This is a genomic window from Guptibacillus hwajinpoensis (assembly GCF_001039475.1).
Taxonomy (GTDB): domain Bacteria; phylum Bacillota; class Bacilli; order Bacillales; family Guptibacillaceae; genus Guptibacillus; species Guptibacillus hwajinpoensis.
Genome location: NZ_LELK01000001.1, coordinates 274,182 through 287,419, shown reverse-complemented (window position 1 = coordinate 287,419; position 13,238 = coordinate 274,182). Strand labels below are relative to the sequence as shown.

Annotated in this window: 9 protein-coding genes and 1 pseudogene; 3 read left to right on the top strand and 7 right to left on the bottom strand. The window is 37.5% G+C overall.

Features of this window, described 5'->3' with window-relative positions; genetic code table 11:
* Positions 1 to 28: 28 nt before the first annotated feature.
* The 3 genes from AB986_RS01555 to AB986_RS01545 all read right to left on the bottom strand — a co-directional run bounded on the left by AB986_RS01555 (position 29) and on the right by AB986_RS01545 (position 2,251).
* Positions 29 to 499, bottom strand: a complete 471-nt coding sequence (locus AB986_RS01555) for a DUF4188 domain-containing protein (RefSeq protein WP_048309122.1) — start codon at positions 497 to 499, stop codon at positions 29 to 31.
* A 2-nt stretch (positions 500 to 501) separates the two neighbouring features.
* Positions 502 to 1,059: a PadR family transcriptional regulator gene (locus AB986_RS01550; protein ID WP_048309121.1), complete on the bottom strand. Its 558-nt coding sequence runs from the start codon at positions 1,057 to 1,059 to the stop codon at positions 502 to 504.
* A 262-nt stretch (positions 1,060 to 1,321) separates the two neighbouring features.
* The gene (locus AB986_RS01545; RefSeq protein ID WP_048309120.1) at positions 1,322 to 2,251 is read right to left on the bottom strand and encodes an alpha/beta hydrolase; all 930 of its coding nucleotides are present in this window, start codon (positions 2,249 to 2,251) and stop codon (positions 1,322 to 1,324) included.
* Between the two features lie 138 nt (positions 2,252 to 2,389).
* Here AB986_RS01545 and AB986_RS01540 point away from each other — a divergent pair, with 138 nt between their 5' ends.
* Positions 2,390 to 3,289, top strand: coding sequence for an ArsR/SmtB family transcription factor (locus AB986_RS01540; protein WP_048309119.1), 900 nt, complete (start codon positions 2,390 to 2,392; stop codon positions 3,287 to 3,289).
* Positions 3,290 to 3,415: 126 nt separating this feature from the next.
* On the opposite strand, the gene AB986_RS01535 is transcribed toward AB986_RS01540, so the two are convergent.
* Complete coding sequence (locus tag AB986_RS01535; protein ID WP_048309118.1) at positions 3,416 to 3,787, bottom strand: VOC family protein; 372 nt, start codon at positions 3,785 to 3,787, stop codon at positions 3,416 to 3,418.
* 244 nt (positions 3,788 to 4,031) lie between these two features.
* Positions 4,032 to 4,517 carry a GNAT family N-acetyltransferase gene (locus tag AB986_RS01530; RefSeq protein WP_048309117.1) on the bottom strand — a complete coding sequence of 162 codons (486 nt, stop codon included), beginning with the start codon at positions 4,515 to 4,517 and terminating at the stop codon, positions 4,032 to 4,034.
* Between the two features lie 220 nt (positions 4,518 to 4,737).
* Between AB986_RS01530 and AB986_RS01525 the strand changes: the two genes are divergently transcribed.
* Together AB986_RS01525 and ltaE are read left to right on the top strand one after the other, a co-directional pair.
* The gene (locus AB986_RS01525; RefSeq protein ID WP_048309116.1) at positions 4,738 to 6,903 is read left to right on the top strand and encodes a GDYXXLXY domain-containing protein; all 2,166 of its coding nucleotides are present in this window, start codon (positions 4,738 to 4,740) and stop codon (positions 6,901 to 6,903) included.
* Positions 6,904 to 7,208: 305 nt separating this feature from the next.
* A pseudogene (gene ltaE / locus AB986_RS01520) lies at positions 7,209 to 8,230 on the top strand (low-specificity L-threonine aldolase).
* A gap of 112 nt (positions 8,231 to 8,342) precedes the next feature.
* Here ltaE and AB986_RS01515 read toward each other — a convergent pair.
* Complete coding sequence (locus tag AB986_RS01515) at positions 8,343 to 9,341, bottom strand: LCP family protein (RefSeq protein WP_048309115.1); 999 nt, start codon at positions 9,339 to 9,341, stop codon at positions 8,343 to 8,345.
* A 716-nt stretch (positions 9,342 to 10,057) separates the two neighbouring features.
* Positions 10,058 to 13,225, bottom strand: a complete 3,168-nt coding sequence (locus AB986_RS01505) for a bifunctional cytochrome P450/NADPH--P450 reductase (RefSeq protein WP_048309114.1) — start codon at positions 13,223 to 13,225, stop codon at positions 10,058 to 10,060.
* Between the last annotated feature and the right edge of the window lie 13 nt (positions 13,226 to 13,238).

Here is a 13,238-nt window from a genome sequence, read left to right as displayed (position 1 = left end):
TCTGACGTGGTACGGTCTTCTATATTAGCTACTTGCTCATTCGTTGCTTAGCAGTACTTGTAAAAGAAGTAATTGGAGTATGCTTAATTGCTTTCGCTAAACCAAATTTAGGCATATTACCATATATGGTTTCAAAATTTCCCGCTGAAATGTTATACGTTTCATGATAAATTCCAACTGAAGAGTTGTTATCAACTCTCTTATTAAAGTCTCCCCAGGCTTTTAAGTGTTTTCCACTTCTCGCATAAGAGAGCAAATCTTCTTCAGAACGCCAATATTGAACCATTAGGGTTGTGCGGAAACTAAAAAAGTTCTCCAAAGATAAACAGCCAATATCCTTATTTACATAAAGTTCCTTGATCATAGGAGGCATGGCTAACAAAACCGGCAGCCATTTGTGAATAGCCCACCATTTATTAATTCGCATTCCAATCATAAAAACTGTAAATTGATCATTACACTCCGCCGTAAACCTTCCAGCAAAAACGTTAGTACTCACTTTTATTCCTCCTTTTGGTCTCGTAATTTACTCTTTGAATCCTCACACCAATCAATTGCTGCTCTAGTCGTTACTAGGCCATAGTCCAACGTTATGATCCAATAAACAGAATCCAATTCATCATTGAGTTCGGTTGTGATCATATCTTTAATTCCCATGTACGTATTGTATCTGTCCTGCAACTTATTTTTTTGTTGATCTAAAAGATCAATAGAGTTAGCGACATCTTGATGTCGACTGAAAAAAAGTTTAAGTAATAACTCATTTTTTTCCGTTTGAATTTCCTGCAAAGGTTTTTGGAGCCATAATTGAAGTTCTTTCTCCCCTTCAGCTGTAATGCTATATTCTTTTTTGGCAGGCCTATCATCTTGTTCCGTAATTCTCACAGATGCATATCCTTCTTCAACCAAACTTTTAAGGATCGGATAAATTTGTCCATAACTAATCTTCCAAAAATGATTTAAACTCCCGTCAATCATTTGTTTCATGGAGTATCCTGTCGTGCACTCAGTTGTTAGCAATCCTAAGATGGCATATTTTGTATTACTCTCCTTACTCAAACTTCCACCACCTATATCTTTTTGATATATATCCCTCAGATATAAAGTAACACAATTTTCAGATTTAATAAAGTCAAAAAAAGACAGCTATCTTCTTATCAGATAACTGTCTCTTTAAGCATTCAAACTTGGTTAACTTTGTAGAAGAAAGGTGCTTTTGCAATGTCGTTTGTATCGATATTTTCAACGATTCTTTTTACGTTCACACTTAACGTCATCCTCGTCACTTGATAGTAGTATCAACTGAGCCACTACTTTCCTCTCATTCTTTGTTCTTCACAAAGTTAACAGCCTGCTCCATTACATCACCGAAATCATCTGGTAATGTGTGTCCCATACCTTTAATCACTATTAACTTACACGCTATTTGATATGTATCAAATAGCGTAACCGCTTTCAAAACACTTTCATAAAACGGGTCTTTATCACCAGTTATGATGCAACCTCTCACTTTTCCATTCAAATTGGTCGTTATTATGTTTTCTAATTCATTAATCTCAAATGCAGGTGCAATTGCAATGAATTCATTAAACTCTTCAACATCACTACGTAAGCTCAGTTGAGCTGCGATATTCGCTCCTTGTGAAGCTCCTGAAAGAATAACCTCCTTATCATACAAGTTATAGTTTTTTTCAAATTCTCTAAACGTAGTTCTCACATCTCTTGAAGCAATGTCTTTATCATTCCAAGCATAGCAAGCATAGCTAAATAATTGCGAAGACTGAGGAAAACCTAATAGATAATTCGATACTAGTTTCTCTTCAGACCATTGCATAGTAAAGTCTACTAAATTAGATCCTTTCCAATGTAATGGAAAAATAACAGTATCCGAAAGAGGGTTACCCAAGACATTCCATTCAGCTTGAGCAGCTTCTTTCTCTTTTTCAAAAATAGACTGACACGTGTTTACAATGTTCTTGAACTCAGTTGAATCCTTTAGAATATCCAATTCAGGATCTGAAGTCAGTAGATCGGGATTCCACCACAAACCATTTGCCAGAACTTCATTCAATTCTGCAAGTGCTTCTTCCTTCTTGCCTTCAATTGAATAAAGATTCGCTTTCCAATGACCCAATCGATCGATCTTATTAGGAAAATCCTTCTTAGCATCTTCCATTATCGATAAAGCCTCATCACTTCTTTTCTCTTGAACAAGCTCGATGACGTGTTTTTGTAGATTAGCGAAGTTCATTAAATCCTCCCCTTTCACTTTGTAGTTCAATATTAATTGAACTATGTTAATTATTCAATATATTAAAAACAAACAATTACATTATTTTTATTTGAAACTATTCATGATAAAATAATAAGAAAATGAGGAGGAAGCTTATTGTCTTATGAATTAAAAATATTATCCTCTCCTGTATATGAATTGCTTTTAAGCTTTTCTTTATATAAAAGACAAACCTTCATGAAGTATTTAGAATTAGGTTCTAATTGGCCAGAGGAAATAGATGCATCCATTTCACCTGAGCTAAAAGAAGCTATAAAATTAAAAGAGAACCTTTTCTTCGAAGATTTAATGGTATTGTTGATTGAGCAGTCTCCTGCTCAAAATAATATTAAATCTTTCTTCGATTGGTTAGCGTCCATGTCAGCAGGTGAGATCTATGAACGCATTGCTCCTTTACTAGATGATAAAAAAACTCTACCAACAGATCTCTCCTTGCAAAGAGATAACTCAATTGCTCTATTAAAAGCTTGGAACGAGCAGTACTTTCAACATATAGACCATGAAATTCTCGAACGTCTTAAACAGGATGCAGAGGAAAAAGTGGATGAGATTAAAACATATTCAGCCAATGATATCATTAACCAATCAAGTAGGTTCATTATCGAAGCCGACAAGATAACTAGCGTTTGTTTGATTCCTGCCTTTCACTTTCAACCAATGTCATTAGTAGACCAGTTTAGAGATAAGTTGTACATCACATACCCTGTAAAATTTAATCAGAATGCATTTAATGATGTCCTGAAAATCACTAAAGCATTAGGCGACGAACGACGGTTGAGAATATTACAACTTCTATCTCGAGGAACATATACGTTTACTGACATTGTCTCAGAGATTGGGATGGCAAAAGGTAATATACATCATCATCTCTCCATACTAAGAGGAGTAGGACTTTTAGATATACACATTTCAGATGAGCCAAACACGTATTTTTATAGTACAAATAAAGGATTCACCTCACACTTGAAGAGGAAGGTAGATCTGTTACTTACCTAAAAGAACTATGCACATACTAAAAAAGCATTGGAGTCACATGACTCCAATGCTTTTTTAGTTAATTCAGTTAAAGTAAAGTTTTCTTTTGTTGGTCGTTACTTAAGTAAAGAACAGTTTAGTTGAATTTCATCTATGTTGATCGACTAGGATAGTATTCCCATCAGGATCTTCAATAGTAAAACTCGCAGGTCCTGTACTAGTTTCATCAGCTTCTGAACTCATTTTCATTCCTTGCTCTTTAAGCTGATGTTGGAGATCTCGAATATCCGTAAATGAGTCTAGATTTTCGGCGTCTTGATTCCATCCTGGATTGAATGTAAGGATGTTGTTTTCAAACATTCCCTCGAAAAGACCAATTACACAACTCTCATTTTTCATAATAAGCCATTTTTGATTAGGGTCCCCTCCGAAAGCATCAAACCCTAATTTCTCGTAAAATGATTTTGATTTCACTATGTCCTTTACGCTTAAACTTATTGAGAATGCACCTAGTTTCATATGTCCTCCTTTACTAAATTGAAAATTCAGATTATATTATTCAGTTTAAGTTTACAACATATTTCTCAAAAAGACATCCTAAATTATTGATCTAAAGCAATCTTATAAAATGAACAAACGTCACACTTTGTCCGATGCTCATCGCCCGCCCTGGGGAAAGCGAGCATCCTGGAGCGGAAATTAACCACCTTTCTAAAAGCAACAATGTCTACTAAAAACAAACTCTTTATGCTGTAGAAAAAGGTTATATGCTTAAGACCATTCTAAACATTTTAGTTATATGACCTTCAAGATTATCATCAAACTCTGAAATGACTTTAAATCCTTTTGCATGATAGAAATTCGTTCCAATGCTATTCTCTTTTTCAACATTAATATAAATTGATTTAACACCTTTCAGATTCTTAATCCCCTCGTGGAGCAAAGCAGTTCCTATGCCCTTGCCTTGATATTCTGGATACAGGTATATGGCACCTAGTTCGACTTCTCCCTCTTCTTTAACCGTAGAGAAATTAGCGAAGCCAACAATTTGCTGATCTTTTTCAGCTATATATAAGTACGAACCATTTAAACGTTTTATCATCATTTCATCATTATAAGCAGTTTTTAGAAATCGTTCCTGGATTTCTAGAGGGATGATCTTTTCATATGTAGTGTTCCAGCTTTTTTTAGCAACTTCCTGTACTGGTTTAACATCTCTTTCTTCCATTTTCCGTATTGTATACTCCATCAATTCATCTCCCTTAGATCAATTCAATCATTAATACCAATTATTTCAAAAGGTTCAGGTTAACTCAATCTTTTATTTCAGAAATAGATAGCCTCGTAGAATGACGTGGGTAAAGTCCATTCTTGTTTTTGGTATACTTGAGGTATTAACGATCTAGGCAACATATACTCCATACAAGGTGACCTTCGTTAGACAATGTAATTTTTAAAGGAGGACGTTAATGAATGTAAAGCGGATTCATACAGGATATTTACTAGGTTTATCTTTAGTAATCAGTAGTGTGATCTACTTCTTCGCATCTAACTGGCTTGGAATTGAACGAATTGAAAGGGTTGGGCTAGCCGTTGGGCTCATGTTGGTGTTCTTCGTATTATCTACTGTTCTCAGCCGCTTTCGTCATTCGCACAGATTTCTAGAAAAGTGGCTCTGGCTGACTGGAACGATTGCGTTTGGAATTAGTGTGGCAATCATAGGGCAAACCTATAATTCACATGCAGATTCTTATCTCCTTTATCTCATCTGGTTCGTACCTGTAATGGTTCTTGGCGTACTTACGGGATACAAAGCATTCTATGTAGTAGGTTTCTTATTAAGTCAGCTTGCTTTCTATTTCTATGTGTTTCCAACTTCCTATTTTCCAGATTGGAGCGGAGAAACAACACTCGTTCTAGTTCTCATCTATTTACTATTTACCCATGGATGGTTTTATCTCTCGCGTCACTCTCTACTAAACTCGAAATGGATTATGTTTGGGAGCTTTTGTTTCATTCATATCGTATTTATCTCATCAAGTTTCGGCTTTTGGGAATATCATACGGTAATGGCTTGGCTATATGTTGGATATGGCATATTAAGCGTCCTTCTATGGAAGCATCGTAAACATAAGGAACTGTTTATCTTATCAGGAATTGGATTTGGATTATTCCTATTCGGTAAGCTATTAGAAGCGTTAGGCGATGTATTAGGTGACCTTCTGCCATTTTTATTATTAGCCATCGTATGCTTAATCGTATTTCTTACAGTTAAGTATATTTCTAGATTAGAACTTAGTGAAAAAGAGTCAGAGACGTGGAAACGCGTGTTCAAATCATCCGTACTCTTTGTTGTAACTGTCGTATGTACCGTTATGTTGATCTCTGCTTTCTTTGGTATTATGTTTCTAATCTTTAGATGGGATAATGAACTTGCTCTCATGTTCTCATCGATTTTGTTATTATTACTACCTGGTATCGCACTAAAAGATCACATATCGTTCTTATCAAATATCTTACTTCTGTCTGGATTATCTATCCTATTATCTGCAAATCTGGCAGATGTGTTCACTTATGGTATACGACCAGAAACAATGGTGGTTTTAGTCATTTCATTTTGTGTGATAGGCGTCGTACTTAAACTGATAAAAAACCCATGGATTGGATCATATGCATATCTACTGGCAAATGGAGTCGTTCTCCTATTCTTATTTAAACTTGAAGAATCATACTTTTCGATTGATGAATATGAACCGCTGCTGTTGATCGTTCTCGTCTTCAGTAACGGACTAATCCATATTCTAGGACGTGACGGCTGGTTTAATCGAAATGCACTTGTTTATAGTGTCGTGCCTCTTTTCATCTTAACGTTCTTCTTTGAAGGACAATGGTTGTACTGGCTTTTAAACAGTGTGTTTCTAATTCTATCCACTGCGTTTATCTTTTACAAACCGTGGCAGTCAAATGCATTTCGATACTGGGTAGGCATTACGTTATGGTATGCGTTCCTGTTCTACAAATACTATGATATTGCATGGTCACTCGTTCATAAATCAATTACGCTGTTTGTAGCTGGTCTTCTCGTACTTTTGATTACGCGGGTGTCGTCAAGGAAATATACGCTACCTACTGATCAAGAACCCACTTTCGTAGCAAAAAAGTGGAAATCTATATGGTTAGTCGTTGTAGTAATGGTTGCATTCGTTACGTATAATGGGGTGAAAAACGAGGCAACCATTCAATCTGGAAAAGAAATTCGTCTAGCACTCGCACCTATTGATCCTCGTTCTATGTTACAAGGAGACTATGTTACCCTTCGATACGATATCTCAACGTTGTTTGAAGGAACAGAACTTCCGAACAACAAAAGGATTAAAATTGTCCTCTTGCCCACTACACAAGGGACTTATGAGTATGGAGGTTATTATAAAGTAGAAGGTAATTGGAATAAGCCATACAAACCGTCTGATGACGATATAGTGGTCAATGGGATTACTTATGGCGATAACGATGTTCAATATGGAATCGAAAGTTTCTTCATCCCAGAAGGAACTGGTCAGGAGTTTGAGGACAAAACAATAGCAGTCATTAAAGTAAGTGAAAATGGAAATGCACTATTAATTGAGTTAGAGTAAGTTGGAAAAAGTTACCTTGCTTTGAGGTAACTTTTTTCAACTTACTCTAACTTTTTTTCAGCATCGTAAAATCGGAATATTACTTTTCTTTGATTAGCACCCATTTTCCCTATATCAATTACTGCCTTACCCATCTCTAATTACTCTTTAACACCTTAGTTCTAATCAATCACTTAAAAAAAAGAAACACGCACCTTCATAGGTATTACTAGTGTGCTAACTTGATTCACATAAAAAATAACTTTATACTTTTTGTGCATTATATTGTACGCTTTTGATTTCAAACCATATAGGGAGGACGAATCATGATAGATTTACGCAGTGATACAGTAACAAAACCAAGTGAAAAAATGAGAAAAGCGATGTACGAGGCTGAAGTGGGGGATGATGTTTACGGAGAAGATCCGACAGTAAACAAGTTAGAAGAATCAGCTGCGAACATCCTTGGAAAAGAAGATGCGCTATTTGTTACAAGTGGTACTCAAGGAAATCAGATTGCTGGACTAGTACACTGTAAGGACAAGAAGTAATAATGGAAGCTCAGGCCCATATCTTTCTTTACGAAGCCGCAGCTTTGTCTGCATTTGCTGGCGTACAAATTAAGACCTTAGATGGTAACAATGGTGCTATGAACCCCGGTGATGTGGAAGCAGCTATCCGTGGGGATGACATTCACCAGCCTGAAACGGGACTTATATGCATAGAAAACACGCATAATAAAGCAGGCGGAGCTGTTATTCCTCTTGAGAACATGCAAAAAATCTATCAATTATCAAGAGATTACGCTATTCCTATTCACTTAGATGGTGCCAGACTGTTCAATGCTTCTGTAGCTTCTCGCACCCCAGTAAAAGAAATTGCAAAGTATACCGATTCCGTACAATTTTGCTTATCTAAAGGATTGGGCGCACCTGTTGGTTCCATTATTGCAGGTTCTTCTGATTTTATTTCTCAAGCTCGTAAGTGGCGCAAACGTTTAGGCGGTGGACTACGACAGGTTGGTGTGCTTGCTGCTCCTGGGATTATTGCCCTCGAGGAAAATATTCAGCACCTTGAACAAGATCATGAGAACGCAAAGCAGCTCGCTGAAGGACTTCAAAATATCGAAGGACTAGTAGTTATGAATAAAGTAGAAACAAACATTGTGTTAGTAGACATAACAAATTCTAATAGAACCACTGAGAATTTTATTAATCTATTGAAGGAACATAATATTTTAACAGGGGCATTTGGTCCGAACATTATTAGATTTGTTACAAACAATGGTATTACGAGGAATGATGTTAACAATGTATTGTTAGCCGCTCAAAAGATAGTAAATCTTTAAACACTAGTAGAAATAAATCTGTAAAAAAGGAGCACTTTCATTTTGTTCAGAAAGCGCTCCTTTTATTTGATCAAGAATTGAAATCAAGCCGATTCAACAACCTTTTGAAACATTATGATAGTTTAAGTGCGTCTTTTAATTCTTTCTTCAGAATATCTAACTGATCGAGATCTGGTATAAAGTAAGAAGGACCGCTTCCTTCAGGTGTAGTACCTATTATTTCCTTCGTTTCAATAGACGTTGAACCCATTGATTTGAACTTCCTCTGTAGAGCTACTATTTCTCCAGGTGTTAAATTTGTTTCAACATTATTTTTTAACACATCTGAAATTTTGTTTATTTCAAAAATAGTGTCACCTGATTTAACTTCATTAATCGTCGCTTTAATGAACTGTTTCTGACGTTCTTCTCTTGGATATGCAGTATTAACATCACGCTTTCTCATTCTTACAAATGCGAGTGCTTCTTCCCCATTCATTTCTGTTACCCCTTCATCGAAATAAATTCGATCATTCGAGTAGTAGTTCTTCTCCCAAAATGGATACTTCACATCAACTGTAACTCCGCCTACTGCGTCAACAATATCATGGAATCCATCGAAATCGACTGCAACATATCTATCAATCGGAATATTTAATAGATCTTCCACCGTTTCTACAGCTAGTTTATTCGCTCCATACTGACTAAGATATCCGTAAGTATAAGCTGAATTTATTTTATGGCTTCCATCGTATTTATCACTAACTTTTTCCTCTGAAATCTCCACTTTCGTGTCTCTTGGTATACTTGTCATAGTGACATTTTTGGATTCAGGATCAAGGGTTAAAACAATTTGGGTATCTGCTCTCCCACCCTTCCCGTTAGAAGAGTAATTTTCAATTCCTAGTAGAAGAATCGAAACCGGATCTTTCCCTATGTCAACTTTTGTATCTCTCAGGTCTGACATACCATTGTCTCGGTCGATTTCATTAAATGATTGTTTGGCTGTGTCATATACCTCAAAAAACAAATAAGCACCAATGCTAATAAGAATTACCAGAAGCAAAGAAAGACCGATTCGCACCTTCCTTTTAAGCTTTTTTCTTCTTCTATCTTTGGATCGATTCTTCATATCTTTCTCCTTTACTCATTCATTGTCTCTAGAATTTTTAAAAATGGCTATGTTAGCTCATATTGTTGATTTCTCGATTTTTGGCTCATTCGAGTGAAACCTCAGTTTCACTCGCCTTTCAGCTCTGCTGAAAGGTCGCCACTGTTCATTAACAAGCCTTCAAAATAACAATTGCTTACATAACTTAATCTCAGCGAAATTAGAATTAGAGTGTACTTTGTCTCGGCGTTTGAAGAAATTAACTTGTTATTTTGTAGGCATGTGAAAATAGTAATTATATCATTCGCTTCATAAATTTTTTTGTGGATTTCTTCCAGTACTTCCATGGCTCTTTCTTGTGTTTCATATGTAGCTAACGTTTTTTTCCATTTAATTAAAGAACCTTCTCTCTACAATCCCTTCTAGGGACTTCCCTCTTACTGATATTTCTTTCACATTTAGTAAACTCTTTTTATCTTGAGTCATAATCCAAACCATATAATCTCCTCGTTCAATTGTAAATAATAGCAATCTATCAATTAAAATGTTTATCAAAACTACGTCTTTAATACCAATTATTTCAAAACACCGGGATTAACTCAATCTTTTATTTCGCAAAAAGAGCCTATCTCTTTGAAGATATGCTCTTTTCCTATTTATCGCCTTTTTAATGAGTAATTGAATGAAGTAACTCGATGAAAAACAGCGAACGCAATTGAGTTCGCTGTCGTTCCTTATTATGCTCCAGCCCACACATCTTTCGCATATCGGCCGTCACGTTCTAATTCTTCTAACCATTGGATTGCTTCTTTTTCTGTTGTTTTATAGAATGATGCATAGCTTGAGATGAACGTGTGCTCAACTTCAGGTGCCATCTTACTTCCGTCACCGCAAATGTATAAATGTCCATTATCCTTTAAGAGTGGTAGGATCTCAGTTGCATTCTCTGATAGGCGTTGCTGTACATACATTTTTGGTCGTCTAGGACAACGAGAAAATGCAGTATGCAGCGTGACAAGACCCTCTTTTTCTGCCTGCTCTAATTCTTCTTTATACAAGAAGTCATGTTCGGGATTGCGACAGCCAAAGTAAAGGTGAGCTTCACCTAGTGTTTTGCCTTGATTCATCAATTCACGTCTGTTCTGAATGAAGCCTCTAAATGGTGCTACCCCTGTACCCGGACCAATTAAGATTATCGGTGTTTCCGTATTCTCTGGAAGCTGAAAGTTCGACTGAGGTGTGTTGATAAAGCACGCTACTTTGTCACCAAATTCACGATTTGCCAAGTAGTTTGATGCGACACCTTTATACTCTCCATTACCGTTCCATGCAGTGTCACGAACGACACTAACCGTCATGCTCGCTTCTCGCTCTTTATAAAGCGGAGAACTTGAAATAGAGTAATAGCGAGCTTTTAATGGCGTAAGTAGTGCAATGAATCGCTCAAACGGAATCTCACAAGCTAGATAGTGTTCAACGAGTTCTAGCATCGTAACACGCTTCTCAAGAGCTTCCTTTTTATATGTGTCGTCTTCAAGTAATTGTTCGAGTTCAACAACATGTGGTGGACAAACCGTATGTGATGCTAGCGCCCGTATTTGAGAACGTGTTGCTGGTTCTTGCAGTTCTACATAAGAAGAAAGAAGCTCCTGGAGTTTCACTGGTTTATCCGTTGGAAGATGCGCTGCTTTACCAGAATCTCCAGTCAGTAGCACGTGATCATGTCCATTTAACGAGAAGCGATCAAGAACGCGGTTAACCATTTCATCACTATTTTGTGGAAGGATTCCGACATGATCACCTTCTTGATAGGTCACACCGTCAGGTAACATCAATTCAATGTGTCGCGTGCTTCTGCCACTCTCTGTATGCTGTAATTCAATATTTCGATTAATAATCGCAGTAAACGCATGATGTGTTCTAGCAAGAGGCGTATCACTTACGCCACTGACGAAGCTCATTGAAATGGCACTGTTTTCTGCGCTATTTTCATTTAGTTCGATATTCATCGCTTCTGCGAGATTTGGCCATAGCGTTGCTTCCCATTTCTCATAATCGCCTTCAAAGTCATCGCTTGCATCGCCATCCCCAGTTTCAGAAATTCGTTGAGCACCTTTCTTTGATAGCTGCTCATCAATTAGGGACGGAATACGTTGATACGTGTTAGCCCAGTTACGGTCACCACAACCAAATACAGCATAATGGACACCGTTTACTGCTCCATCTTCCATCTCATTAAGCCACTGTACAAATTCATCCGCATTGTCTGGCGGATTTCCGTTATAGGAAGCGGAAACAATCAGAACAGCTCCGTCTTGAGGAAGTTCATTCACATAATCGTTTAGAGGAGCAACTTCAGCGCTAAAACCCTGTTGGCGGCCAGTTTCAGCAAGATCACGAGCAATTCCTTCAGCTGTGCCTAAATTAGATCCATATAAGACAAGTAGAGGAGTTCCGTGCGCATTCTTGACGGGTGCCGGTGCTGTTTTCTTTTCTTTTTCAACAGTTTCAGAAGTTTGCGTAACAAAAGAAATCGATTCCTTCCTTTGCTTCACTTTCATTTTTAGACCATCAGGTTTGAGCGTTAATGTTTCTTTAACATCAAGTTGATAGTTCGAATGATCGATTAGGTCAAAGTGCTGAATAATCATACCGAGAACAAGCGTCGCTTCATGTAGTGAGAATTGTTGTCCAATACATGCGCGCTGTCCATTTCCGAACGGCTTATAAGCGTGTTGTGGGATAGAAGATGGGTCTTCAAAGCGTTCAGGTACGAATTCTTCCACGTTATCACCCCAAATGGACTTATCACGATGTAGTTCCGGGAGTAGGAGCGTGAACTCGTCACCTTTTTCGACATCATATTCACCATTCAATGTTGTATCTTCCTTCGCATAGAGGGAAAAGGCAGGAGCGGTTGGCCATAAGCGAAGGGATTCATTTAGAATCATCCGAACATATTTGAGCTGCTTCACCTGCTTATAATCAGGAATAGCATCACCAACGACACGGTCGACTTCTTCTTGTGCTTTGGCAAGCTTATCTGGATTATTCATTAGGTAGTAAAGTGTAAATGAAAGCAATCCACTCGTCGTTTCATGTCCTGCGATAAGGAAAGTGATAATTTGGAAACGGATGTTTTCATCATCAAGCGGTTCACCGGTTTCAGGATCTTTCCCTTTTAGCATATGAGCTAAAAGGTCATCTTCGCCCTGGTCACCATTTTGCTTGCGGTCTTCGATTAAGCCATCGACAAGGGAAAACATATAGTCAATATCTTCCCTAAATTGTTTTTTAGAGCGTACCATCAGTTTATCTTGAACCCCAAGACGCTGTGATTGATTCATGGCTTCATCCAAAGCACGAACCATCGCATCAACAAACTCGTGGTTGGATTCTCTGTAAAAGCTATTAAAGCGAAAATCGAATCCACAAAGTCCGATCGTATCAAGGGTTAGACGCGTCATATCTTCGGGTACATCTATTTCTTCATCAGGGTTAAGGCGTGCCCATTTCTGAATAAGCTGTATCGCAAGGTCGACCATTTTATTATGATAGCCTTTCATTGCCTGCTGACTAAAGCTAGGAAGGAGGATATTGTGGGCTTTTTTCCAATTCTGTTCGTTCGTCTCACTTGTGAATAAGCCATCTCCACCAAAAGCGCGAACTTTTTGAAGCACTGGTCCTACTTTTTTGTCGAAGCGTTTCTCATCGGTTATTTCCGCAACAAGAGATGCACTAGAGACGAACGTACTGGTGCGTCCAGGAAACTGAAACTGATAAATTGGGCCAAATTCTGTAGCAAGCTTCATAAACGATTGAATTGGTTTATCTTTATCAATAAGTGGAAGGTTCTTTAAAGGGCCATATGTTTTCGGCTGTGGAATCGATTTCTTAATTGTCATACATCAATCACCT

Bases quoted from the DNA above. Each gene is read 5' to 3' on its own strand.
- AB986_RS01545 (WP_048309120.1), bottom strand. From the start codon at position 2,251: ATGAACTTCGCTAATCTACAAAAACACGTCATCGAGCTTGTTCAAGAG.
- AB986_RS01535 (WP_048309118.1), bottom strand. From the start codon at position 3,787: ATGAAACTAGGTGCATTCTCAATAAGTTTAAGCGTAAAGGACATAGTG.
- AB986_RS01530 (WP_048309117.1), bottom strand. From the start codon at position 4,517: ATGGAGTATACAATACGGAAAATGGAAGAAAGAGATGTTAAACCAGTA.
- AB986_RS01525 (WP_048309116.1), top strand. From the start codon at position 4,738: ATGAATGTAAAGCGGATTCATACAGGATATTTACTAGGTTTATCTTTA.
- AB986_RS01515 (WP_048309115.1), bottom strand. From the start codon at position 9,341: ATGAAGAATCGATCCAAAGATAGAAGAAGAAAAAAGCTTAAAAGGAAG.
- AB986_RS01505 (WP_048309114.1), bottom strand. From the start codon at position 13,225: ATGACAATTAAGAAATCGATTCCACAGCCGAAAACATATGGCCCTTTA.